The sequence below is a fragment of the Kribbella rubisoli genome, from assembly GCF_004217145.1.
Classification (GTDB): domain Bacteria; phylum Actinomycetota; class Actinomycetes; order Propionibacteriales; family Kribbellaceae; genus Kribbella; species Kribbella rubisoli.
This window is the reverse complement of sequence record NZ_SHKR01000011.1, coordinates 1-23,571: the sequence shown is the minus strand read 5'-3', so window position 1 is coordinate 23,571 and position 23,571 is coordinate 1. Positions and strand designations below refer to the sequence as shown.

The 23,571-nt window shown below is 68.5% G+C and carries 18 protein-coding genes; 13 read left to right on the top strand and 5 right to left on the bottom strand.

Annotated features, from left to right (window positions below):
- The first annotated feature begins 26 nt into the window (after positions 1 to 26).
- The 3 genes from EV645_RS02675 (at position 27) to EV645_RS02665 (ending at position 9,099) form a co-directional block, all read left to right on the top strand.
- Positions 27 to 1,055, top strand: coding sequence for a glycosyltransferase family 2 protein (locus tag EV645_RS02675; protein ID WP_130439385.1), 1,029 nt, complete (start codon positions 27 to 29; stop codon positions 1,053 to 1,055).
- Complete coding sequence (locus tag EV645_RS02670) at positions 1,052 to 3,262, top strand: hypothetical protein (protein ID WP_130439383.1); 2,211 nt, start codon at positions 1,052 to 1,054, stop codon at positions 3,260 to 3,262. Before EV645_RS02675 ends, EV645_RS02670 begins: the two co-directional genes overlap by 4 nt.
- A gap of 194 nt (positions 3,263 to 3,456) precedes the next feature.
- Positions 3,457 to 9,099 (top strand): Ig-like domain-containing protein, encoded by a 5,643-nt coding sequence (locus tag EV645_RS02665; RefSeq protein ID WP_242000169.1) that lies wholly within the window; start codon positions 3,457 to 3,459, stop codon positions 9,097 to 9,099.
- 90 nt (positions 9,100 to 9,189) lie between these two features.
- Here the strand turns inward: EV645_RS02665 and EV645_RS02660 are convergent, their stop codons facing one another.
- Genes EV645_RS02660 through EV645_RS02650 form a run of 3 tightly spaced genes read right to left on the bottom strand, consistent with a single transcriptional unit; the run spans position 9,190 to position 11,115 of the window.
- Positions 9,190 to 9,708, bottom strand: a complete 519-nt coding sequence (locus tag EV645_RS02660; protein WP_130439379.1) for a GNAT family N-acetyltransferase — start codon at positions 9,706 to 9,708, stop codon at positions 9,190 to 9,192.
- 40 nt (positions 9,709 to 9,748) lie between these two features.
- Positions 9,749 to 10,609 carry an RNA polymerase sigma-70 factor gene (locus tag EV645_RS02655; RefSeq protein WP_130439377.1) on the bottom strand — a complete coding sequence of 287 codons (861 nt, stop codon included), beginning with the start codon at positions 10,607 to 10,609 and terminating at the stop codon, positions 9,749 to 9,751.
- Entirely contained in the window at positions 10,606 to 11,115 is a 510-nt protein-coding gene (locus EV645_RS02650; protein ID WP_242000168.1) for a carboxymuconolactone decarboxylase family protein, read from the bottom strand. Before EV645_RS02650 ends, EV645_RS02655 begins: the two co-directional genes overlap by 4 nt.
- A gap of 279 nt (positions 11,116 to 11,394) precedes the next feature.
- Here EV645_RS02650 and argC point away from each other — a divergent pair, with 279 nt between their 5' ends.
- The 8 genes from argC (at position 11,395) to EV645_RS02610 (ending at position 19,526) form a co-directional block, all read left to right on the top strand.
- Positions 11,395 to 12,426: an N-acetyl-gamma-glutamyl-phosphate reductase gene (gene argC, locus EV645_RS02645; RefSeq protein ID WP_130439373.1), complete on the top strand. Its 1,032-nt coding sequence runs from the start codon at positions 11,395 to 11,397 to the stop codon at positions 12,424 to 12,426.
- On the top strand, positions 12,423 to 13,625 hold the full coding sequence (gene argJ, locus EV645_RS02640) for a bifunctional glutamate N-acetyltransferase/amino-acid acetyltransferase ArgJ (protein ID WP_130439371.1): 1,203 nt from the start codon (positions 12,423 to 12,425) through the stop codon (positions 13,623 to 13,625). The genes argC and argJ overlap by 4 nt, the downstream gene beginning before the upstream one ends.
- A 115-nt stretch (positions 13,626 to 13,740) precedes the next feature.
- A complete protein-coding gene (gene argB, locus EV645_RS02635) occupies positions 13,741 to 14,619 on the top strand; it encodes an acetylglutamate kinase (RefSeq protein WP_130439369.1) in 879 nt (292 codons plus the stop codon).
- Entirely contained in the window at positions 14,616 to 15,815 is a 1,200-nt protein-coding gene (locus EV645_RS02630) for an acetylornithine transaminase (protein WP_130439367.1), read from the top strand. Before argB ends, EV645_RS02630 begins: the two co-directional genes overlap by 4 nt.
- The gene (gene argF, locus EV645_RS02625) at positions 15,815 to 16,750 is read left to right on the top strand and encodes an ornithine carbamoyltransferase (RefSeq protein WP_130439365.1); all 936 of its coding nucleotides are present in this window, start codon (positions 15,815 to 15,817) and stop codon (positions 16,748 to 16,750) included. The genes EV645_RS02630 and argF overlap by 1 nt, the downstream gene beginning before the upstream one ends.
- Positions 16,747 to 17,262 carry an arginine repressor gene (locus EV645_RS02620; RefSeq protein ID WP_130439363.1) on the top strand — a complete coding sequence of 172 codons (516 nt, stop codon included), beginning with the start codon at positions 16,747 to 16,749 and terminating at the stop codon, positions 17,260 to 17,262. The genes argF and EV645_RS02620 overlap by 4 nt, the downstream gene beginning before the upstream one ends.
- 106 nt (positions 17,263 to 17,368) lie before the next feature.
- The gene (gene argH / locus EV645_RS02615; protein ID WP_130439361.1) at positions 17,369 to 18,814 is read left to right on the top strand and encodes an argininosuccinate lyase; all 1,446 of its coding nucleotides are present in this window, start codon (positions 17,369 to 17,371) and stop codon (positions 18,812 to 18,814) included.
- Between the two features lie 10 nt (positions 18,815 to 18,824).
- Positions 18,825 to 19,526: a DNA-3-methyladenine glycosylase gene (locus tag EV645_RS02610; RefSeq protein WP_130439359.1), complete on the top strand. Its 702-nt coding sequence runs from the start codon at positions 18,825 to 18,827 to the stop codon at positions 19,524 to 19,526.
- Here the strand turns inward: EV645_RS02610 and EV645_RS02605 are convergent.
- Entirely contained in the window at positions 19,523 to 20,470 is a 948-nt protein-coding gene (locus EV645_RS02605; RefSeq protein WP_242000166.1) for an LLM class flavin-dependent oxidoreductase, read from the bottom strand. The two genes, EV645_RS02610 and EV645_RS02605, sit on opposite strands and share 4 nt — an antisense overlap.
- Before the next feature lie 109 nt (positions 20,471 to 20,579).
- Between EV645_RS02605 and EV645_RS02600 the strand changes: the two genes are divergently transcribed.
- Positions 20,580 to 21,617, top strand: a complete 1,038-nt coding sequence (locus EV645_RS02600) for an App1 family protein (protein WP_130439357.1) — start codon at positions 20,580 to 20,582, stop codon at positions 21,615 to 21,617.
- Between the two features lie 58 nt (positions 21,618 to 21,675).
- The gene (tyrS, locus tag EV645_RS02595) at positions 21,676 to 22,968 is read left to right on the top strand and encodes a tyrosine--tRNA ligase (RefSeq protein ID WP_130439355.1); all 1,293 of its coding nucleotides are present in this window, start codon (positions 21,676 to 21,678) and stop codon (positions 22,966 to 22,968) included.
- A gap of 386 nt (positions 22,969 to 23,354) precedes the next feature.
- Here tyrS and EV645_RS42510 read toward each other — a convergent pair.
- A partial coding sequence (locus tag EV645_RS42510; protein ID WP_206751440.1) for a hypothetical protein occupies positions 23,355 to 23,571 on the bottom strand: 217 nt, incomplete at its 5' end.

The window sequence follows — 23,571 nt, the reverse complement described above, 5'->3', positions numbered from 1 at the left end:
CCACCTCAGACCCGAAAGGTGACCCGATGCGGGACCATCCTGAGCTCTCCGTCGTCGTACCGATGTACGACGAGGAGGAGGTGCTGCCGATCTTCTTCGAGCGGATGCACCCGCTGCTCGACGGCCTGGGGATCACCTACGAGCTGCTCGTCGTCGACGACGGCAGCCGGGACAAGACCGCGGCGCTGCTGCTCGCGGCCGCCGAGGACTGGCCGCAGCTCCGAGTGGTCCGGCTGCTCCGCAACAGCGGTCACCAGGCCGCGCAGTCAGCCGGCTTCCGTCGCGCCCGCGGTCAGTACGTCGTCACGATCGACGCCGACCTGCAGGATCCGCCGGAGGTCATCGCGGAGTTCCTCCAAGCAGTCAACGAGCAGGACGTCGACGTCGTGTACGGCGTACGCTCCGACCGCTCGAGCGACTCATGGGCCAAGCGGACCAGCGCCCGGTTGTACTACCGGCTGATGTGCCGCCTGGTCGGCAAGGACATCCCGTTCGACGCGGCCGACTTCCGGTTGGTGACGCGACGCGTGGTCGATGCGGTGAACGCGCTGCCGGACGACGGGCGGGTCTTCCGCCTGGTGATCCCGTGGCTCGGCTTCCCGAGCGCCGAGGTGCGATATGTCCGGGCAGAGCGAGCCGCCGGCACGACGAAGTACAACTTCTCGAAGATGCTGCGGCTCGCGTTCGACAGCGTGACCGCGTTCTCGGCCGCGCCGCTGCGGCTGGCGACTTGGCTGGGGCTGCTGGGTGGCGCGATGTCCGGGCTGTTCGTCGTCGGTGCGCTGGTGATCAAGCTGACCGGCCGGAGCATTCCCGGCTGGACATCGACCGTGCTCGCGGTCAGCGTGATCGGCGCGATCCAGTTGCTGTGCCTCGGGCTGCTCGGTGAGTACGTCGCCCGCCTGTTCCAATCGAGTCAGCGCAGACCGCAGTTCCTCGTCGGCTACGACAGCCTCGGCGACCACGGCCATCAGGAGCCCCTGCACCACAATCCGCAGCACCAGGATCCGCCGCAGCAGAATCCGCAGCAGCACAAGGCCCCGTCTGACAGATGAAGAGGTCGCTTCCGTGGCTGCTGCCGATCCTGGTGGCGGCCGGCGGGTTCGTTTCGCTGGGCGATGTCGGACCGGGTCCGCTCATCAAGTACGCCGCGTACTTCGCGTTGGCGATCGCGCTGCCCGGAACGCTCCTGCTCCGCGCGGCCTGGCGCAGTACCGGTAACTGGGCCGAGGACCTCGGACTCGGCTCGGTCGTCGGCGCGACCTGGCAGCTGATCGGCTGGGCGATCTTCACCGCGCTCGGCCGGCAACAGTGGTTGATCGTCTGGCCGGCGCTCATCCTGGTCGGCTTCGCGATCTTCGGCCGCAGCTACTGGCGCATCGCCGATCCGAAGCCGTTGCCCACAGCGTGGACCTGGGGACTGGCCGTCTCGGCGGCAGTGATGATGGGCGCGGCCACGTTCGGCGTGATGGCGTACCACCCGATGCCGCCGCACGGCGAGGCGTACTACCCGGACCTCCTCTACCACCTGTCGATGGTGAACGAGCTGACCCGGACGGTGCCGCCCGAGATCCCGCAGGTGGTGGGGGAGCGGCTCGAGTACCACTGGTTCGCGAACGCCGATATGGCCGCCGCCGTCGACACCACCCGGCTGACTCCGATGGTCGTGCTGTTCCGGCTGTGGGTCCTGCCGTGGCTGGTCGTGTCACTGCTCGTCTGCGCGACACTGGCCCGCATCGTCAGCCGCACCTGGTGGACCGGCGTACTCGCGGCTCTCGCGCTGGCCGCGCCGCAACTGTTCCTGCTCGTCGACACGAGCGTGAACCTCGCCCCACCGGTCAGTCTGCTCAGTCCGTCGCAGACGTTCGGCATGGTCGCCGGTGTCGCGGTAGCGATCTTCCTGGTCGAGCTGCTGTTCAAGGGCGGCACCAGATGGCTCTGGTTGCTCATCATCCCGGTCGCTGTCGTCGGCGGCGGGTCAAAGCCCACTGTGCTGCCCTTGCTGGTCGCCGCGGTCGGCCTTGCCGCGCTCTACTTGCTGGTCACCACAAGACGACTGCCGTGGCGCCTCGTAGGCACGGCGGCGGTACTGCTCGTCGCCGGTGCACTGACCTTCCTCACGGTGGCCGGAAGCACCAGCGGATCGCGCCTGCAGTTCCTGGCCGTGCTGAAGTCGCTGCCCGTCTACACAGCGGCCACCGGCGACACCACACAACCCGGTGACGGCGGTCTGATCCTCCCGGCGCTCGCGCACGGACATGTGATCGGCACGCTCAGCCTGCTGCTCGGTCTACTGCTGACTCTGCAGGCGATGTCCTGGGCCGGGTTCGGCGTGGTCGGTCGCAAGGATCCGGTCGCGTGGTTCCTGCTCGGCGCGATGATCGCGGGCTGGGCCGGCTACCTGCTGATCGACCATCCATCGGTCAGCGAGTCGTACTTCGTCTACACCGCCGCGCCGTTCAGCCTGGCCGGCGCCGGATGGTTCGCGGCAACCAGCGCACGCGCCGCGCGTCGGCCGATCCCGATAGCGATCGCCGCCTTCGCGCTCTCGATCGTGTACGCCGGTCTGCTGGTCTGGGCCCGCGGTGTGCCGGCCGCGTCGACCGGCCGGCAACTGTGGTTGAGCACGCGGATGTTGCTCGTCGTACTCGGCATCACGCTCGTGCTGCTCGCGGCGTGGCGGTTGTTCTTCCGGCAGGCGGGCGGCGGCATGTTCGTCGTACTCGTGCTGTTGTCGACGGCACCGATCAGCTCCTTCCTGCAGAGCGCCGTACGCGGTGACACCGAGAAGGCGCCGACCTATCGGGCCGCGCGCTGGTGGGTCTATCCGGATGAGGCCGAGGCAGCCCTGTGGCTCGGCGAGAACTCTGTGCCGACCGATGTGGTCGCGACCAACACGTGGTGTCGCCCAGCCGGTACGACGGCGCCGGGCTGCGATGCGCGCGGGTACCTTGTGAGCGGGATCGCCGGTCGCCGCACGCTGATCGAGGGCTGGGCGTACACGAACCAAGCGATGGCCAAACAAGGCAACGGCGGCCGCCGCTACACCGAGCAGCCGTCGCCCTGGCCCGACCGCGTCGCGCTCACCAAACAGGCCCTCACCGCACCGACCGCCGAAGTACTCCAACAGCTGCGCAACGAGTACGGCGTCCGCTGGCTGTACGCCGACACGCGCAACGGCCCGGTCTCACCCGCGCTCGACCGGCTCGCCGTACGCCGACACAGCATCGGCAAGGTCCTGATCTACGAACTCGGAGAGTGAACCTCCCGTAACATTGTGTCGGCGCAGACCGTTACGTCTACGCAGGTCCGCCCGCCCGCGGCCGATGCACTTCGGCACCCTGATTGCTCGGGAGGGCGGGACACATGCGGGCTACCCGACCGGGGGCCATTCTTCTTGCCACCGGCCTGTTGAGCCTGGGGACTGTCACCGCAACTGCCTATGAGGTGCCGGCCATGCCGTTCACCTCAGCTGCCACTGCGGTGATGCCCGGTTCGGGGTTGCGCCAGACGATCACGGCGAGCGGGCAGACCGAGCTCGGCGATCCGATCACCGCGGGTTTCCGCGGCATCGGGCCGACCACCTATCAGCCCGCGATCGGCAAGAACGTCCCGGCGCAGGACGTCGTAGTGAACACCGGCGACTGCGCATCCACCGGCGGCTGCAGCGATCGCGGCACGGTGACGATCGCGTTCTCCCAGCCCGTCCGCAACCCGGTCCTGCACCTCGGCGGCATCGGCGGCTCCGTCACCCGGACCGAGAGCGGCAAGCCGATCGCCCAGTCCGAGCTGCACTCGATCCTCAAGCTGACGACTGCGGGCCTCAGCCTGACGAAGCTTGGACAGGGCAACAACCTTGCCGTCACGAGCGATACGATCAGCGCCGCCGATCACGACGCCGGTCCGAACTGCGTCAACACCAAGTCCCCGTCCGGTCTCGATACCTCCGCGACCGCGGCGTGCGGATCGGTCCGCGTGAACGGCATCGTCAACAAGCTCACCTTCGCCGTGACGGCGCAGTTCACAAAGCACCCGAAGCTCCCGGCCATCAACAATGCGTCCTCCGGTGATGCGTTCTCGATCGTCGCGTCCGCGCCCGAGGATTTCGGTGACGTGCCGGCGTCGTACGGGGCCGCGTGGTCGGTGCTCAGCGACGTACAGCTCGGGAAGGATGTCACCGAGGACAACGCAGGCATCGCGAACGGCACGACGGGTCCGGCGACACCGGATCAGGCCGATGACGGTGTCGTCTTCAAGCCGCTTCGCACCAACCAGACGACGTACTCCGCCGACCTTCAGCTCGCCGGTACGTCGAAGGCCGGTCGCGCGTGCGGGTGGATCGACCTCAACGTCAACGGGATGTTCGAGCCGGGCGAGCGAGCCTGCGTCCCCTTCGCCGCGAAGCAGACGACCGTCACGCTGAGGTGGTCGGAGATCGCGCCCAGGGCCGGGGCGTCGTACGCGCGTGTGCGGGTTGGCTACAACGACGGGCAGGTCGAGAAGCCGACCGGGGCCGCTGACTCCGGTGAGGTCGAGGACTACCCGTTCGCGATCACACCGCCGCCTCCGCCGGTGCTGACCGACGACACCGCGACGACCGCCTTCAACACTGCGGTTGTCGTTCCGGTGCTCGCCAACGACAAGCCGGGCGATCCGTCGGCGCCGCTCGCACCCGCGTCCCTCTGTTTGGTCGACGGCGGCAAGTGCGTCGAGATGGTGAACGTGGTCGGCCAGGCGAAGTACGTCGCCAAGCCCGAGGGCACGATCCGCGTCGAGCCCGTGCCAGGGTTCTTCGGTCCGGCCAAGCCGGTCACGTACCGCGTTGCCGACAGCAACGGCATCACCGCCACCGCCGAGCTCACCCTGAAGGTGTCGCTCCCGGATCGACCGGTGGCCGTGCCCGACACCGCGACCACCCCTCAGAACGTGAGTGTGTCCGTCAAACCGTTGGCGAACGACCGCGCCGCGGCGGGCGTGCAGCTCGACCCCGGCTCCGTCGTACTGCGTGATCCGGCCGACGCGACCTTCAAGAAGAAGGTGGTGATCGCCGGCGAGGGTGAGTACGTCGTGAAGCCCGACGGCGGCGTCGACCTCGTCCCGCAACCGCAGTTCATCGGCGTCGGCACATCGATCGGCTACCGCGTCGCCGACACCACCGACCAGACGGCCGAGTCGACGCTCACCGCGACGGTCACGCCGGTCACACCGACCGCCAACGGCGACTCGATTTCGACCGCGTTCGACACCGATGTCGTCGTACCCGTGCTAGACAACGACCTGCCCGGTTCGCCCGACGCACCTCTCGTCCCGAGCACGCTGCGGCTCGTCGACCCGGTCACCAGGCAGCTCGTCGACAAGGTGACGATCGCGCAGCAGGGCACCTATCTGACTGCCACCGGCGAGGTAACCTTCCAGCCGGTGCACGGGTTCAAAGGCGTCGGTACGCCGTTGAGCTACCAGGTGCTCGACAAGAACGGCACGCCGGCACGCGCCGTACTCACTGTGTCCGTCGACGCGCCCGGCCCGCCGGTGGCGAACCCGGACACGATGACCACGCTGCAGGGTCGTGCGGTGGTGATCGCGGTCCTCGACAACGACAAGCCCGGTCCGACCCGAGCTGCGTTGAAGCCGACGAGCGTTCGGCTGCTAGCGCTGTCCGACGGGGATCCGTTGACGAGTCTGGTGGTCGCCGGTCAGGGCAAGTACACGGTCAAGCCGGACGGTGAGGTGCTCTTCGAGCCGTTGCCGACCTTCAACGGCACCGCGACCGCGATTCCCTATCAGGTTGCCGACAGCAACGATGCGGTCGGGAAGTCGACGCTGACCGTGCGGGTGACGAAGGTGCAGCCCGATGCGTCCGATGACACCGCGAGTACGGCGTACGACACGAACGTGACGGTGCCGGTGCTGTCGAACGACGACGCGGGTGACCCGTCCGTACCGCTTGTGCCGAGCAGTGTGCAGCTGATCGACCCGACGACGAAGGAGCCGAAGGCAACGGTCGTGATCGCCGGCCAGGCGACGTACACGACCACGCCGGAAGGCAAGGTCGTGGTCGACCCGATGCCGAAGTTCACCGGCGCGGCGACGGCCGTCACCTACCGCGTCTCGGATGTGAACGGTACGACGACGTCGGCAGCGCTGACTGTCACGGTTGCCGAGCCGCCCGCGCCGACCGCCACGCCCGACACGGCGACCGGCAAGCAGAACCTCCCGCTACGCGTGAATCCGTTGGCCAACGACACTGCCGGCCGTGGGTCCGGGCTCGATCCGCAAAGCCTCACGCTCGTGGATCCGGCAAATGGTTCGCTGAAGAAGCTGGTCAAGATCCCAGGACAGGCCGACTACCAAGTCAATCCCGACGGCACCGTCGCTGTCGACCCGGTGCCAGGATTCACGGGGACGGCGACCAAGGTGACGTATCGGATCTCGGACTGGTTCGGTCAGACCGCGCGATCGACGATCACGGTCACGATCGCCCCGGTCACGCCGGTCGCCGCCGATGACGCCGCGCGAACGCCGTACGGGAAGACCGTCACGGTCAAGGTCCTCGCGAACGACGAGCCGGGCGACCCGTCGGCGCCGCTGGTGCCGGGCAGCCTGGTCCTCGTCAACCCTGCCGATGGGTTGCCGAACGCATCGGTGCGGATCCCGAACGAGGGTGTGTACACGGCGGCCGGGGGAGTGGTCCGGTTCGATCCGGCGGCGACCTTCCGCGGTCCGGGTACGCCGCTGACGTACCAGGTTGCCGACAGCAACGGGACCAAGGCGACGGCTCGGTTGACTGTCACGGTCGGCAAGCCGCCGGTCGCCATCGCCGACACCGCGTCGACTCTGCAGAACGTGACCGTGACGGTGAACGTGCTGTCCAACGACGTCCCGGGCACCGACGCAACGCTCGACCGTGGCTCGGTCGGTCTGCTCGACGCGAGCGGATACGTGAAGAAGCTGACGGTTGCCAAGCAGGGGACGTACGCCGTGCAGCCGAGCGGCGCGATCGAGTTTGATCCGCTGCCGGCGTTCCAGGGCAAGGCGCTCGCGATTCGCTACCGGGTCGCGGACTCGGACGGCAACTACGCGACCGCCACGTTGAGCATGACCGTGACGCCGGTCCGGCCGGTCGCGGTCGGAGACTCGGCGATCACGCCGTACGGGCAGGCGGTCGCGGTGAACGTGCTGGCGAACGACAATCCGGGCGATCCGTCGGCGCCGCTGATCCCGTCGAGTCTCGTGCTGAAGGATGCGGCCGGGCAGTATGGCAAGACCATGACGCGGGCCGGCGAGGGGAGCTACCGCGCCGGCGACGACGGGACGATCACGTTCACGCCGGCGAAGGGGTTCCAGGGCGTGACGACCCCGGCGACGTACCGGATTGCCGACGGCAACGGGACGACCGCGGAAGGTCTGCTGGTGCTGACCGTCGGCAAGGGGCCGTCGGCGGTGGCGGACGCTGTACAGACCAAACAGAACGTGACGGTCACCGTCGATCCGCTCGCGAACGACGAGCCGGGGACGGGTGCGCAGCTCGATCGGACCAGCTTGCAGGTGTACGGCGGTTCGTGGAATAGCAATGTGGTGATCCCGGGACAGGGTGTGTTTGCGGTTGTGTCCGGGAAGCTCATGTTCGATCCCGAGCCGGCGTACCGCGGGGTCGTGTCGGTCGCTTATCAGGTCGCGGACACGACTGGGAACAAGGCGAGTGCATCGGTCACGGTGACGGTCGCGGCGGTGACGCCGGTGATCGCGGACGACGCGGCGACGACGCCGTACGGGACTCCGGTGACGGTCGACGTGCTTGCGAACGACAAGCCGGGCGATGTGAGTGCGCCGTTGGGCGGCGTACATCTGGTTGATCCGTCGACCGGGGATCCGGTGGCCACGCTGGCTGTGCCGAGGGAGGGAACGTTCACCGTGCAGCCGACCGGGGCGATCCAGTTCGCGCCCGTGGACGGGTTCGCCGGCGTGGCGGTTCCCGTCGGCTATCAGGTTGCCGACCGCAACGGGACGGCTGGCGCCGGCATGTTGACGGTCACGGTGCAGGATCGTCCGGTCGCAGTGCCGGACGTGGCGCGGACCAGGCAGCATGTCGCGGTGACGATCGACCCGCTGGCGAACGACAAGCCGGGTCCGGGCGCGACGCTTGACCCGGACTCGCTGCTCCTGGTCGGACCTGGTGGCGCGCTGGTCGACCAGGTGACGGTCGCCGGTCAGGGTACGTACGACGTTGCCAGTGGCAACATCGTGTTCCGTCCGGTGGCGACGTTCACCGGCAGCGCGCGACCGACGGCGTACGACGTGAAGGACACGAACCAGAACTCGGCCCGGGCAACAGTCACCGTCACAGTCGCGCCGGTGCGTCCGGTCGCCGTTGACGACGACGTCGACACAGCCTTCGGTACTGCGGTTGTGGTGCCGGTCCTCGACAACGACAAACCCGGCGACCCGTCCGCACCGCTCCGACCGGCTTCCGTCGTACTGCGCGACCCGGCCGACGGCAAGGAGAAGAAGTCCGTCACCGTGCCGCACGAGGGCTCTTTTGCAGTTGGTGCAGACGGTGACGTCACCTACACCCCGGTCAAGGGCTTCGTCGGTACGACGCGATCGCTGGCCTACCGCGTGACCGATGTGAACGGCACGTCCGACACTGCGTTGCTCGTCGTGACGGTCGCCGGACCGCTGCTCGCCAAGGCTGTGCCCGATGCGGCGACCGGTACGCCGGGCAACCCGGTCGCGGTTAACCCGCTCCTCAACGACAGCGGCACGATCACACCGAGCTCGGTCTGCCTCCGCACAACCACCGGCACCTGCGCGAAGCACGTCACCGACGGCGCGGGCACCTGGTCGGTAGCGGGCGACGGGACCGTCACCCTCAAGCCGGCCGCTGCGTTCACCGGCACCGCGAAGGCGACCTACCAGATCGGCGAGGCGACCGCCCCGGTCAAGGTCACCGTCGGCGCCCAGCCCACCGAGGACGTCCGCACGGTCAACCGCGCCGAACTCCCACCAACCGGCGGCCCACCTGCGATCGTCCTCACGCTCGGCACTCTTCTCGTGGCCCTCGGCGGCACCCTCCTCGCGCTCGCCCGGGCCCGACGGTGAATCCCCAGGCCATCACAATCCCGCCGACGGCGTGACCCGCCGCGGTGAGCGGCGCAGACCGCTCGATTGTGATGGCCTGGGGATCCGCGGCTACAGGTCCTGCACCAGCGTGATCTCGTCGCGGTAGTCGTCCGGGGCGAGGCGGATGGCGCGCGGATGGGTGCCGACGACGCGGTAGCCGAGCGGAACGTAGAACTTCTCCAGGCCGAGCCCGTCGCGGATCGTGAGTTGGAGTTGCTCGAGGCCCAGGTCGACCGCCGATCCGCGCAACCCCTCCATCAGCACGCGGCCGGCGCCGTTGCCCTGGTGTTCCGGGTGGACCATCACCCGCAGCACCGTGCGCCAGTGCTCCTGCAGCCAACTCCCGCGGCTCACGAGCAGGCCCATCCCCGCGTACCGCTCACCGGTGTGGAGCACGCCGAGCAGATCCAGCCCCGCTGCGACCCGGCCGAGCGCGCCGTCCAGGTTCTCGGCGATCTGCTCGACCGGCGCGGGCGGCGTGTACCCGACCGCACCGCCCGCGTTCGTGGCCGCGACCCAGGTGTCCAGCAGGTCCGCCCGCAACCCCGGATCGAGCGCCTCGTCCGAGTCGATTACCAGGTACTTCACCGCACCTCCATCTGCGACTGAGTTGCAGATAGTCTACGGCTCAGTGGATGTGCTCGAGCTTGTCCGGGTTCCGGATCAGGTACAGCTCGTTGATCAGCCCGCCCTCGGTCTTCAGGAACGCGACCGTGTCCGGCGCGTCCCCGTCGTACGCGATGTAGGCGATCTCGCCGTTCAGCGTGCCCATCCGGATCTCGAAGCCCGGGTTCTCCGCGATCACCGCGAACAGCCAGCGCGCGATCTTGTCCGCACCATGGATCGGCCGCAGCGCCGCCTTCTTCTTGCCGCCGCCGTCGCTGATCAGTACGGCGTCCGGCGCAAGCAGCGCGACCACCTGGTCGAAGTCGCCCGACCCGGCCGCCTGCATGAACCGCATCGTCACCTCGTCGTGGCGTGCCTTGTCGACGTGGTGCCGCGGCTGCCGCGCGTGGACGTGCTCGCGAGCGCGATGGGCGAGCTGCCGTACTGCGGTCTCGGATCGCCCGAGCGTGTCCGCGATCTCGTCGTACGGCAGGTCGAACACCTCACGCAGTACGAACGTGGCGCGCTCGAGCGGGGACAGCGTCTCGAGGACGACGAGCATCGCCATGCTGACCGAGTCCGCCAGCTCCACCGCCGCCTCGGGATCGTCGTCCGTCGCGAGCGGCTCAGGCAACCACGGGCCGACGTACTGCTCGCGTCGGGCCTTCTGTTCGCGCAGCCGGTTCAGGGCCAGGCGGGTGGTGATGCGGATCAGGTAGGCGCGGGTGTCGCGCACCTCGTCGTGGTCGACGCCGGTCCACCGCAGCCACGCCTCCTGGACCACGTCCTCGGCGTCGCTCACGCTGCCGACGACGCGGTACGCCGCGCCGACCAGCACGGACCGATGCTCCGCGAACTCGCTCGCCAACTGCTCCTCGGTCATTTGACCGGCCTCAGTTCGCAGGTCTCCTTGAAGCCCTGGCTGGTCAGCCCGAGGGCGGCGTTCGTGCGGGAGCGGTAGTTCTCCAGCGAGATGATCGAGGTGAGCTCGACCAGTTGCTCGTCGGTGAGGTCCGCGCGTAACCGCTCGACCTGCTCGTCGGTGACCTCCGGCGGGGTCGCCGTCATCGCCTCGGCGTAGTCCATCACCGCGCGCTCCAGATCCGAGTAGACGTCGCTGTCCCGCCACCCTGGCACATCGCGCAGCTTCGCCTGGTCGACACCCTGGTGATGGAACTCCCAGTAGCCGAAGTCCATGCACCAGCTGCACCCGATCCGCGCCGACGTCACCATCACCGCGAGCGCCTTCAGCCCCCGGTCCAGCTTGTTCCACCGAGCCGCAGACCCCTCCAGCAGCAGCATCGACACCAGCACCCGCCGGTTATGCAACGCCGCCTGCCCCGGCTCCAGCACCGTCCCGTACTTCCGCCGGCTACCCCACTCCGCCACCCGAACAACCCATCCCCGCCGATGCTCCAACCCGATCCGCGCCATCTCACCCTCCAGAGTCCGTCGTCAAACCCCAGGACACGCACCACCACCCACCACGTGACATGACCCGCGTCACAGGCCGCCAACCCGACCCTGCGGAGGCCGGCTCCCTCCCTTCCCCCCCGCGGAGATCGGCTCTCTCCCGCCCCCCGCCCCGAGCGGAGCGAGGGGCGGGTTCTTTCATCCACGACGTGAACTCGGTTGGATATTCATCCGCTTCATGGCATACTCATTCACATGAGCGTGAAGGTGGCGGTGGCCGGGGCCAGTGGGTACGCGGGCGGCGAGCTGCTCCGGTTGCTGAGCACCCACCCAGAGGTGGAGATCGGCGCCCTGACCGCCGGAGGGAACGCCGGTACGGCGCTCGGCGTGCACCACCCACACCTCGTGCCGCTGGCCGGGCGCATCCTGGTCGAGACCACGGCGGAGAATCTCGCCGGTCACGACGTGGTGTTCCTGGCCCTGCCGCACGGACAGTCCGCCGGAATCGCCGACCAGCTCGGCGAGGACGTCACCGTGATCGACTGCGGCGCGGACTTCCGGCTGACCGAGGCCGAGGTGTGGGTCGAGTTCTACGGCGGCGAGCACGCCGGCTCGTGGCCGTACGGACTCCCGGAGCTCCCCGGACAACGGGACAAGCTCCGCGGTTCGAACCGGGTCGCCGTACCGGGTTGTTACCCCACCGTCTCCACCCTCGCCCTGCTCCCCGCCGTACAGAACGGTCTCGTCGACCCCACCCAGCTGGTGGTGGTCGCCGTCAGCGGTACGTCGGGCGCGGGCAAGGCCCCGAAGGCGCATCTCCTCGGCGCGGAGGTGATGGGCTCCGCGTCGGCGTACGGCGTCGGCGGCGTCCACCGTCACACGCCGGAGATCGAGCAGAACCTCACGCCGTACGCCGATCAGCCGGTGAGCGTGTCGTTCACACCGGTGCTCGTCCCGATGGCCCGCGGCATCCTCGCCACCTGCAGCGCACCGATTGCCGACGGCACCGACCTCGCCGCGCTCCGGCAGGCCTATGAAGATGCCTACCGCAACGAGCCGTTCATCCACCTGCTGCCCGAGGGACAGTGGCCGCAGACGCAGGCCACCCTCGGCGCGAACACCGTGCAGTTGCAAGTAGCCCTCGACCAGCGCACCGGCCGCGCCGTCATCGTGGCCGCGATGGACAACCTCACCAAGGGCACCGCCGGCGGAGCCGTGCAGTGCATGAACCTGGCCCTCGGTCTCGACGAGCCGTTGGCCCTGCCCCTCGTAGGAGTCGCACCGTGACCGTTGCAGTCACCCCGGACACTCAAGTCGATCGGAGCGCCGGGGTCACCGCGCCGGCCGGCTTCCGCGCGGCCGGGGTGATCGCCGGGATCAAGCCCGCCGGTGCGCCGGACCTCACCGTCGTCGTGAACGACGGCCCGTACGACGTCGCGGCCGGCGTCTTCACCACGAACAAGGTGAAGGCCGCGCCGGTGCTCTGGTCCCAGCAGGTCCTGACCGCCGGGGCGCTGAAGGCCGTCGTACTGAACTCCGGCGGTGCGAACGCGTGCACCGGCCCGGAGGGTTTCCAGGACACCCACAAGACCGCGGAGAAGCTGGCCGAGATACTCGGCGTCGGCGCGGCGCAGATCGGCGTCTGCTCGACCGGTCTGATCGGCGAACGTCTCCCGATGGATCAGCTGATCCCCGGCATCGAGACCGCGGTCGGTGCCCTCGGTGCGACCACTGGCCATGACCTGTCCGCAGCGACCGCCGTGATGACGACCGACAACGTGCCGAAGCTGGGCGTGTTGCGGCACCCGGACGGCTGGAGCATCGGCGGGTTCGCGAAGGGCGCCGGGATGTGCGCGCCGAACATGGCGACGATGCTGAGCGTGCTCACCACCGACGCCGTCCTCGACCAGCCGCACCTCGATCACGCGCTGCGCAATGCGGTCGCCAAGACCTTCAACCGGCTCGACGTCGACGGGGGAACGTCGACCAACGACACGGTGCTTCTGCTCAGCTCGGGCGCGTCCGGCGTGAACGTCACGCCCGAGGCCTTCGAGGCGGCGTTGACCGTGCTGGCTGCTGACCTGGTGAAGCAGTTGCAGGCCGACGCCGAGGGTGTGACCAAGCACGTCAGCATCACCGTCCAGGGCGCGGCGACCGAGGCGGAGGCACTGGCCGCCGCCAAGATCGTTGCCGAGGACAATCTCTGCAAGACCGCGTTCTTCGCCTCCGACCCGAACTGGGGCCGGATCGCGATGGCGGTCGGCAACGCACCCACGGCCTTCGATCCGTCGTTGCTCGACATCACGCTGAACGGCGCCGCCATCTGCGTTGCCGGTGGCAAGGGCGTCGATCGCTCCGAGGCGGACCTCAGCGGCCTGGAGATCGACGTACTGATCGATCTGCACGCCGGCCCGGCGTCCGCGACCGTGCTGACCACCGACCTGTCCCACGCCTACGTCGAAGAGAACTCGGCCTACTCCTCGTGACTGTGCAGATTGCCTCGCTGCCGCTCGGCGGTCCATGGGGCTGTAACTCCCGGCCTTCCCTCGTCGCTCCAGTCGCTGCGCTCCCTGCGCTCCTCAGTCCAGGCCGGGAGGCCCCATGAACAGCCATGCAGACGCGGTCGAGAAGGCCGCCGTTCTGACCGAAGCCCTGCCCTGGCTCAAGGAGTTCCACGGCAAGACCGTCGTCGTGAAGTACGGCGGGAACGCCATGGTCGACGACAAGCTCAAGCAGGCGTTCGCATCCGACATCGTCTTCCTCCGGTACGCCGGGGTGCGGGTCGTCGTCGTCCACGGCGGCGGACCGCAGATCAGCGACATGCTCGGCCGGCTCGGCATCGACAGCGAGTTCCGCGGCGGGCTGCGGGTCACCACGCCGGAGGCGATGGATGTCGTCGGCATGGTCCTGGTCGGCAAGGTCGGCCGCGAGCTGGTCGGTCTGCTGAACGCGCACGGTCCGTTCGCGGTCGGCATGTCCGGCGAGGACGCGGGCCTGTTCACCGCGGAGCGTCGTACGGCGCTGGTGGACGGCGAGCACGTCGATATCGGGCTGGTCGGCGACGTGGTCGAAGTACGTCCGGAAGCCGTGGTCGACCTGATCGACGCCGGCCGGATCCCGGTGGTGTCGACGATCGCGCCGGACGAGGACGGCCAGGCGCACAACGTCAACGCCGACACCGCGGCCGCCGCGCTCGCGGTCGCGCTCGGCGCCGAGAAGCTCGTCGTACTCACCGATGTCGCCGGGCTCTACCGGAACTGGCCGGACAGCGACGAGATCATCACGCAGATCGACGCGGCCGAGCTGGCCGAGTTGCTGCCGTCGCTGGCGTCGGGCATGGTGCCGAAGATGGAAGCCTGCCTGCGCGCGGTCGAGTCGGGCGTGTCCCGTGCGACCGTGATCGACGGCCGCGTCCCGCACTCGCTGCTCCTCGAGATCTTCACCGACGCCGGAAGTGGAACCCAGGTGATTCCCTCATGACCGAACTCGTCACCGTCGACGGCTCACAGGCCGCGCTCACTGCTCGGTACTCGAGTGCCCTGATGAACACCTTCGGGCCGCCGAAGCGGGTGCTGGTGCGCGGCGAGGGCGCGTACCTGTGGGACGCCGACGGCAACAAGTACCTCGATCTCCTCGGCGGCCTCGCGGTGAACTGCCTCGGTCACGCGCACCCGTTCGTGGTGTCCGCGGTGACCTCGCAGCTCGCCACCCTGGGCCACGTCTCGAACTTCTTCGCCTCCGCGCCGCAGATCGCGCTGGCCGAGAAACTGCTCGGTCTATTCGACGCCCCGGGCAAGGTGTTCTTCACCAACTCCGGCACCGAGGCGAACGAGGCCGCGTTCAAGATGACCCGGCGGACCGGCCGGACCAAGATCATCTCGACCGTCGGTGCGTTCCACGGGCGGTCGATGGGCGCGCTTGCCCTGACGTGGAAACCGGCGTACCGCGAAGCATTCGCGCCGCTGCCCGGCGACGTGGAGTTCGTCCCGTACGGCGACGCGGAAGCGCTGGCTGCGGCGGTCGATGATCAGACAGCGGCTGTGATCCTGGAGCCGATCCAGGGCGAGAACGGCGTCGTCGTGCCGCCGGCCGGCTACCTGCGGGCCGCGCGGAGCATCACCTCCGAGCACGGCGCGTTGTTGTGGCTCGACGAGATCCAGACCGGGATCGGTCGGACCGGGACGTGGTTCGCTTTCGAGCCGGAGGGCATCGTGCCGGACATCGTGACCGTGGCGAAGGGCCTTGGCGCGGGAATCCCGATCGGCGCCTGCATCGGTCTCGGCGCGGCCGCGGACCTGCTGCAGCCGGGCAACCACGGTACGACGTTCGGCGGCAACCCGGTCGCGTCGATCGCGGGCCTCGCGGTGCTGACCGTGATCGAGCGGGACGGCCTGCTCGCCCAGGTGAATGCCGTAGGCAACCACCTCGCGTCGTCGATCATTGCCCTCGACCACCCGATGATCGCGGGCGTCCGCGGGCGCGGGATGTTGCTGGCGATCGAGTTGACCGAGCCGGTGTCGGACCAGGTGGCGGCGCTGGCGCTCGAGGCCGGGTTCGTGATCAACAATCCGATCCCGAACGCGTTGCGACTGGCGCCGCCGTACATCCTGAGCAAGGCTGATGCGGACAGTTTCGTCGCGGCCCTCCCCGGGCTGCTCGACAAGGTGGAGGTCTGATGGCAGTGCGGCATTTCCTGCGGGACGACGATCTGTCGCCGGTCGAGCAGGACGAGGTACTGACGCTGGCCGCGCAGCTCGCGGGGGACCGGCACGGGCACAAGCCGTTGAGCGGGCCGAAGACGGTCGCGGTGATCTTCGACAAGACCTCGACGCGGACCCGGATCTCGTTCGCGGTCGGGATCTCCGAGCTCGGCGGCGTACCGCTGATCATCGACGCGCAGACCTCGCAGCTGGGCCGCGGCGAACCGATCGCGGACACGGCCAAGGTGCTGGACCGGCAGGTCGAGGCGATCGTCTGGCGGACGTTCGGCCAAGCGCGCATCGAGGAGATGGCGGCGGCGTCGTCGGTGCCGGTCATCAACGCGCTGACCGACGAGTTCCACCCGTGCCAGATCCTCGCCGACCTGCAGACCGTCCGGCTGCACAAGGGCTCGGCGGCCGGGCTCAAGCTTGTCTATCTGGGCGACGGTGCCAACAACATGGCGCACTCGTATCTGCTGGGTGGGGCGACCGCCGGCATGCACGTGGTCGTCGGCTCGCCGGCGGAGTACCAGCCGGATCCCGCGATCCTGGCACGCGCCGCCGAGATCGCCGCGTCGACCGGGGGATCGGTGGCGTGGACTGCGGACGCGGTCGCGGCGGCCGACGGAGCGGATGTGCTCGCCACCGACACCTGGGTATCGATGGGCCAGGAGGACGAGGCCGCGTCGCGTGAGGCGCCGTTCGTGCCGTACGCCGTGACCGAGCAACTGCTGTCGAAGGCGAAGCCGGATGCGATCGTGCTGCACTGCCTGCCCGCGTACCGTGGCAAGGAGATCGACGCGGCCGTGATCGACGGCCCGCAATCGGTCGTCTGGGACGAGGCCGAGAACCGGCTGCACGCGCAGAAGGCGCTGCTGTCGTGGCTGTTGGCAAGGAGTTTCGGGGAATGAGCATCGCCGTACCGACTACTAAGACCGCGCGTCAGCAACGGATCGTGGACCTGCTCGGTCGGCAGCCGGTGCGGTCGCAGACCGAGCTGGCTGATCTGCTCGCTGCGTCCGGACTGGTCGTCGGGCAGGCGACGCTGTCGCGCGACCTGGTCGAGATCGGTGCGGTGAAGGTCCGCGACTCGTCCGGCCAGCTCGTGTACGCCGTACCGGGTGAAGGCGGTGACCGAACGCCGCGCGCGGGCGAGGCGGCCGCTTTCGAGGCGCGTCTGGCCAGGGTCGCGTCCGAGCTGCTGGTGTCGGCGGAGGGCAGCGCCAACCTGGTGATCCTGCGTACCCCGCCGGGTGCGGCCCAGTACTTCGCGTCGGCGATCGACCACGTGGGACTGGACGACGTGCTCGGCACCATCGCCGGCGACGACACCGTGATGGTCGTATCCCGCAACCCGGTAGGCGGCGAGGCCCTCGCCGCCCGCTTCCTGTCCCTGGCCGCCCGATCCGAACCCCGGCAATAACCGCCGTCCCGCTGTCCCGCAGGACCGCTGGCGGGTTGTTTCACCGCTGGTGCGTTACAACCGGCCAGCGGTCACATAACCGGCCAGCGGGCAGGTGTGAGTTTGAATGAGAGAGGATGTTGTTGTGGGTTCAGGTGAGGGTGCGGCTCGGGATTCGGCGTTGTGGGGGGCCCGGTTCTCGGGTGGACCAGCGGATGCGCTGGCGGCGCTGAGCAAGTCGACGGACTTCGACTGGCGGTTGGCGCCGTACGACATCGCTGGGTCGAAGGCGCACGCCAAGGTGCTGCACCGCGCGGGTCTGCTGACCGACGAGGACCTTGCGGCGATGCTGGCCGGGCTCGACGCGCTGCTCGACGATGTGCTGGCCGGGCGCTTCCTGCCGGCTCTCGACGACGAGGACGTGCACACCGCGCTCGAACACGGCCTGCTCGATCGGCTCGGCGCCGAACTGGGTGGCCGGCTGCGCGCCGGACGCTCGCGGAACGACCAGGTCGCGACGCTGTTCAAGAGCTACCTGCGTGAGCACGGCCGGATCATCGGTCGGCTCGTGCTGGAGCAGGTGAACGCGCTGGCTGATCAGGCTGCGCAGCACCTCGGCGTTGCGATGCCGGGTCGGACGCATCTGCAGCACGCGCAGCCGGTACTGCTGTCCCACCACCTGCTCGCCCACGCGTGGCCGCTGATCCGGGACCTGGATCGGCTGGCCGACTGGGACGCCCGGGTCGCGGCGGACTCGCCGTACGGCTCGGGTGCGTTGGCAGGGAGCTCGCTCGGGCTGGACCCGGTGTTCGTCGCTCACGAGCTGGGCTTCACGAACTCGTCGGCGAACTCGATCGACGGGACCTCGTCGCGGGACTTCGTGGCGGAGTTCGCGTTCGTCACCGCGCAGATCGGCATCGACCTTTCCCGGCAGGCCGAAGAGGTGATCATCTGGGCGACGAAGGAGTTCGGCTTCGTCGAGCTGGACGACGCGTTCTCGACCGGGTCGAGCATCATGCCGCAGAAGAAGAACCCGGACATCGCCGAACTCGCCCGCGGCAAGGCCGGCCGAATGATCGGCAACCTGAGCGGTCTGCTGGCGACGCTGAAGGCGCAGCCGCTCGCGTACAACCGGGACCTCCAGGAGGACAAGGAGCCGGTCTTCGACTCGATCGACACCCTCGAGGTCCTGCTGCCCGCGTTCACCGGGATGATCCGCACGCTCCGCTTCAACACGGCGCGGCTGGAAGAACTCGCACCCCAGGGCTTCTCGCTGGCCACCGACATCGCCGAGTGGCTGGTCCGCCAGCAGGTCCCGTTCCGGGTTGCCCACGAGCTGGCCGGCGCCTGCGTCCAGGCCTGCGAGAAGCGCGGCATCGAACTGTGGGACCTGTCTGACGACGACCTGGCCGCCATCTCACCCCACCTGACCCCTGAGGTCCGCACCGTCCTCACCGTCAACGGCTCCCTAGCCTCCCGCAACACCCGAGGCGGCACAGCCCAACCCCAGGTAGAGGCCCAACTAACCGAACTCCGCACCCGCGCGGCAGAGCAGAGCACGCGTCTCGCTTAGGGTGCTGGGCATGCGCCGCTCTCTGCTTGATGGTCCTGTGCTGGAAGTGGCGCCGAAGTTGCTTGGCATGCTGGTGAGCAGCACCACCGACGAGGGCACGGTCGTCGCGCGCCTCACCGAGGTCGAGGCGTACGACGGGCCGAACGACCCGGGCTCGCACGCCTACCGCGGCGAGACCCCGCGCAACGCGATCATGTTCGGCCCGCCCGGCTTCCTGTACGTGTACTTCACCTACGGAATGCACTTCTGCATGAACGTCGTCGTCGGCCCGCCCGGCAAACCGTCGGCCGTCCTCCTACGCGCCGGCGAGATCATCGAAGGCGTCGAACTGGCCCGCGCCCGCCGCGGCCAGCCGGCCGTCGAGAAGGTCGCTTTCAACCAAGCCGGCGTCAGGCAGGCCGGTGTCAGGCAGGCCGGTGTCAGACAAGGCCCGGTGGTCAAGCGCCCGAAGGCCGACCCGGACCGCGATCTCGCCCGCGGCCCGGCCCGCCTGTGTGTTGCCCTCGGCATCAGAGGCGAAGGCAACGGCACCGACCTGCTCGCCAAGGACTCACCGATCCAACTCCTGCGCGGCCCCGGCTTCGACGGTGAGCCGTCCACCGGTCCGCGCGTCGGCCTCCGCGAGGCGGCCGACCGCGCATGGCGTTTCTGGATCCCGGGCGACCCGACGGTCTCGCCGTACCGCCCGCACGTCCCGAAGCGCCGGGCCTAACGCTTCGCCAGCTCCAGCACGTAGTCCAGCTGCGGAAGCCCGTGCTCCACCTCCGGATCCGGGAACAGCCCGATGTGATGTACCCCGGCCGCCTCCAGCGCATCAACATGCGCAGCGGCGTCGTCGAGCGTCCCGATCGCACCGATCTGCGTCCACCAGTCCGCCGGCATCCCCACCAGCCCCTCGACGCCGGACTCGTCGAACAGCTTCTTCATATCGGCGAAGAACGGCAACGCAGTCACGCCCGGGTGGTTGTCGCCGATCCGCCATCCCAGCCACGGCGCAGTCCACTCGTACGCCGTCTTGCGGTCCTCCCGCACGCACATCGCGGCGAACACCGCGACCACGAACCCAGCAGGCGATCCGGCGTACTCCACCGACTGACGCACGTACGCCGGAGTCGCCGGCTCCGCGAGCACGACGCCGCCCGCGACCCGCCCCGCCAGCGCCATCGACTTCGGACCCATCACCCCGAGCAGGATCGGCGGCGGCGTGACCGGCGGCGCGTCCAGCTTCACGTCCTTCAGGTACACCGCCTTGCCCTCGAAGCTGACCTCTTCGCCGGCGAGCAACCGGGAGACCGTCGTGGTGACTTCCTCGAGAGTTGTCAGCGGCGACTTCGGCCGGACACCCATCTGCGCCATCCACGACTGCACGCCGTGGCCGATCCCGGGCAGGAACCTCCCCGGCCCGAGCGCCTCGAGGGTCGCGAACTCCATCGCGGTGACCGCCGCCGTACGCGCGACCGCGGGCGCGATGCCGAGCCCGACGGTCAGCCGCTCGGTCGACGTCAGCGCGGCCGACACCAGCGACGGACCGGCTGTGAAGAAGCAGTCCTCGATGATCCACAGCTCGTCCGCCCCGCCGCGGTCGAGACGCCGGGCCACGTCGGTGACCAGGGCGGCCGGGAAGGTCCGCGGGAAGCACATTCCGATAGCGGTCATGAGGAGAACCTAGGAGACGCCGCCGACAGTTCGTGAACTGCGGGTCAAAGCTTCTCGCCGCGCGCGAGTGAGGACGACTAGGGGACCATGCTCCGGGTAGGTTTCTGGTATGGCCCGTCCGCACTACGCGTCCCGTCTCGAGGACTGGTTCAACCTTGGGGTGCAGGCCGTGTTGCGGCGTCGTGGCTGGCAGGAGCGGATCATCCCGCAGGTCGGTTACGGCAACACGGAGTTCGTCCGGGTGCTGGCGCGCGTCGTGCTCGGCCGGGACCCGCGCAACCAGCCGCGGTACGACGAGGACCAGGTGATGCGCGGCTGGCGGGTTTTCGTCACGGCGCCGGCGACCAAGGTGCTGGTGTCGGTCACCATCAACGGGCGGACGTACGACGCCGTCACCGACCGCGGCGGGTTCATCGACCTCACCGTGCCCGAGGTGCTGCCGGCGGGGTGGCACGAGATCATGCTCGGCGTCCACGGCGAGGGCCAGGCCCGTGCGCGCATCTTCGTACCGGACCCGGACGCCACGTTCGGACTGGTCAGCGACATCGACGACACGGTCATCCTCACGATGCTGCCGCGTCCGATGATCGCCGCGTGGAACACGTTCGTCCGCGACGAGCAGGCGCGCCGCGTCGTACCAGGGATGGCAGGGCTGTACGACGAACTGCTGGCCGACCATCCGGGTGCGCCGATGTTCTACCTGTCCACGGGAGCGTGGAACACCGCACCGACGCTCACCCGCTTCTTCGCGCGGCACGGGTACCCGCCGGGGCCGCTGCTGATGACGGACTGGGGGCCGACGAACACAGGCTGGTTCCGCAGCGGCCAGGAGCACAAGCGGACCGCACTGCGCCGGCTGGCACGCGAGTTCCCCAATGTGCGCTGGGTGCTGATCGGCGACGACGGCCAGCACGACCCCCAGCTGTACGGCGACTTCGCGCAGTCGCACCCGGATCATGTCCTGGCCATCGGCATCCGCCAGCTGACTCCGGCCGAGCAGGTCCTGTCACACGGTCTGCCCGTGCCGAACCAGGACCCGGGCGCCCACGACCCGCACCGCCCGACCGCGGTCACCGTGCAGGGGCCGGACGGACATGCGCTCCGTCCGCAGCTCCGTGACGTGCTGACCCGTCCGGAACCCACCTGAGCGTCGTCCAGCCCGCGTACAGGACACTAGAGGTGACCGACGTACTCGAGGAGACGAAGTGACCGAACGCCGCACCCAGGTATTGGATGACCTGGAGAGCCGTGGCTTGATTGCCCACTCCACTGACCCGGACGCCCTTCGGGCCTCGATGGCAGCGGGACCGATCACCTCTTATGTCGGCTTCGACCCCACCGCGCCCAGTCTGCACATGGGGAACCTGCTGCAGCTGCTGACGCTGCGGCGACTCCAGCTGGCCGGTCACAACCCGATCGGGCTCGTTGGCGGAGCCACCGGGTTGATCGGTGATCCGAAGGAGACGTCGGAGCGGGTGCTGAACCCGAAGGACGTCGTCCAGGAGTGGGTCGAGAAGGTCCGCGCCCAGGTGGAGAAGTTCGTCGACTTCGACGAGTCGCTGCCGAACCCGGCCCGGATCGTCAACAACTACGACTGGACCAAGGACCTCAACACCCTCGACTTCCTGCGCGACATCGGGAAGCACTTCCCTGTGAACCGGATGCTTGGCCGCGAGGTGGTGAAGGCGCGGCTGGAGCAGGGGATCAGCTACACGGAGTTCAGCTACGTGCTGCTGCAGTCGCTGGACTACTTGGAGCTCTACCGCCGGCACAACTGCACACTGCAGACCGGCGGCAGCGACCAATGGGGGAACCTGACTGCCGGCGTGGAGCTCATCCGCCGCAGTGAGGGCGGGAAGGCGCATGCGTTGGCCACCCCACTGGTGACCAAGGCCGACGGGACCAAGTTCGGCAAGACCGAGTCGGGCACAGTGTGGCTCGACCGCGAGCTGACTTCGCCGTACGCCTTCTACCAGTTCTGGTTCAACAGCGACGACCGAGACGTCATGCAGCTCGTGCGGTACTACACCTTCCGTACGCCGGAGGAGACCGCCGCGTTGGAGCAGGCGACCGCGGAACGTCCACAGGCTCGCGAAGCCCAGCGCGTTCTCGCGGAGGACGTGACCACGCTTGTGCATGGCGCTGAGGAGACCCGGCGCGTGCAGGAGGCTTCGAAGGCGCTGTTCGGCCAGGGGGAGTTGGGGTCGCTCGACGGCTCCACGCTGGTCGCAGCACTACGAGAAGCACCCCATGTGGAGCTGGGCGCCGGCGAACCAATGCCAACGTACGGCGACCTCCTGGTGAAGTCCGGCCTGGTCGCCAGCAAGTCGGCTGCACGGCGGACGGTGGCCGAGGGCGGCGGGTACCTGAACAACGAGAAGGTGAAGGACGCGGAGTACGTGCCTGGCACGGACGACCTGCTGCCGGGCGGCGTACTGGTGCTGCGGCGCGGGAAGCGTTCATTTGCAGGGGTTCTGGCGTCGCCGGCCCAAGGCTGAGAGCTCGAGTGCGGGGGTGGGCTCCACTCCCACATCCGGGATGCCGAAGGCAAATTACAGGCCTGTGATTCAGCACACCGGGAACCGATTTGACCGGCCACCTGGGAGCCACGTAATGTTCTTCTTGTTGGAGCGAGGCGCGGGACGCGAAAGCGGCCGGTCGCTCCGAACCCCCCAAGGCTAGCTGAGCCGAACCGGGTTGTCTGATCCGGGGCGGTAGCTTGGATGCGGGTGGAAGGTCAGAAAAATCGGGTCTTGACTCGGTGGATCTGATCCGGTAAAGTAACGCAGGTTGCCCCGGGAGCCTGGCCGAAAGGTCATGCTGCGGTGTGCGTCCGATTCTTGAGAACTCAACAGCGTGCCGAAAGTCAATGCCGAAAGATGCATTAACCCCGTGCATGGGCTTCGGATGATTTCTGCTGGGGATCCTTTTGTGGGTTTTTGGTGGGGTTGTTTGTTGTCTGTGTTCGGATTCCTTTGAAATTTATACGGATGACAAGCCAGTTATTGGTTGTTTCTGATTCAAAGGATCGCTTTTCCGATTGTCGGCTCACCGGTTTTTCCGGTTTGTCTATATTTTTCAACGGAGAGTTTGATCCTGGC

Bases quoted from the DNA above. Each gene is read 5' to 3' on its own strand.
- argC (WP_130439373.1), top strand. From the start codon at position 11,395: ATGAGCGTGAAGGTGGCGGTGGCCGGGGCCAGTGGGTACGCGGGCGGC.
- argH (WP_130439361.1), top strand. From the start codon at position 17,369: ATGAGAGAGGATGTTGTTGTGGGTTCAGGTGAGGGTGCGGCTCGGGAT.
- argB (WP_130439369.1), top strand. From the start codon at position 13,741: ATGAACAGCCATGCAGACGCGGTCGAGAAGGCCGCCGTTCTGACCGAA.
- EV645_RS02605 (WP_242000166.1), bottom strand. From the start codon at position 20,470: ATGACCGCTATCGGAATGTGCTTCCCGCGGACCTTCCCGGCCGCCCTG.
- EV645_RS02600 (WP_130439357.1), top strand. From the start codon at position 20,580: ATGGCCCGTCCGCACTACGCGTCCCGTCTCGAGGACTGGTTCAACCTT.
- EV645_RS02665 (WP_242000169.1), top strand. From the start codon at position 3,457: ATGCCGTTCACCTCAGCTGCCACTGCGGTGATGCCCGGTTCGGGGTTG.
- EV645_RS02675 (WP_130439385.1), top strand. From the start codon at position 27: ATGCGGGACCATCCTGAGCTCTCCGTCGTCGTACCGATGTACGACGAG.
- EV645_RS02610 (WP_130439359.1), top strand. From the start codon at position 18,825: ATGCGCCGCTCTCTGCTTGATGGTCCTGTGCTGGAAGTGGCGCCGAAG.
- EV645_RS02655 (WP_130439377.1), bottom strand. From the start codon at position 10,609: ATGACCGAGGAGCAGTTGGCGAGCGAGTTCGCGGAGCATCGGTCCGTG.
- EV645_RS02670 (WP_130439383.1), top strand. From the start codon at position 1,052: ATGAAGAGGTCGCTTCCGTGGCTGCTGCCGATCCTGGTGGCGGCCGGC.
- EV645_RS02620 (WP_130439363.1), top strand. From the start codon at position 16,747: ATGAGCATCGCCGTACCGACTACTAAGACCGCGCGTCAGCAACGGATC.
- argF (WP_130439365.1), top strand. From the start codon at position 15,815: ATGGCAGTGCGGCATTTCCTGCGGGACGACGATCTGTCGCCGGTCGAG.
- EV645_RS02630 (WP_130439367.1), top strand. From the start codon at position 14,616: ATGACCGAACTCGTCACCGTCGACGGCTCACAGGCCGCGCTCACTGCT.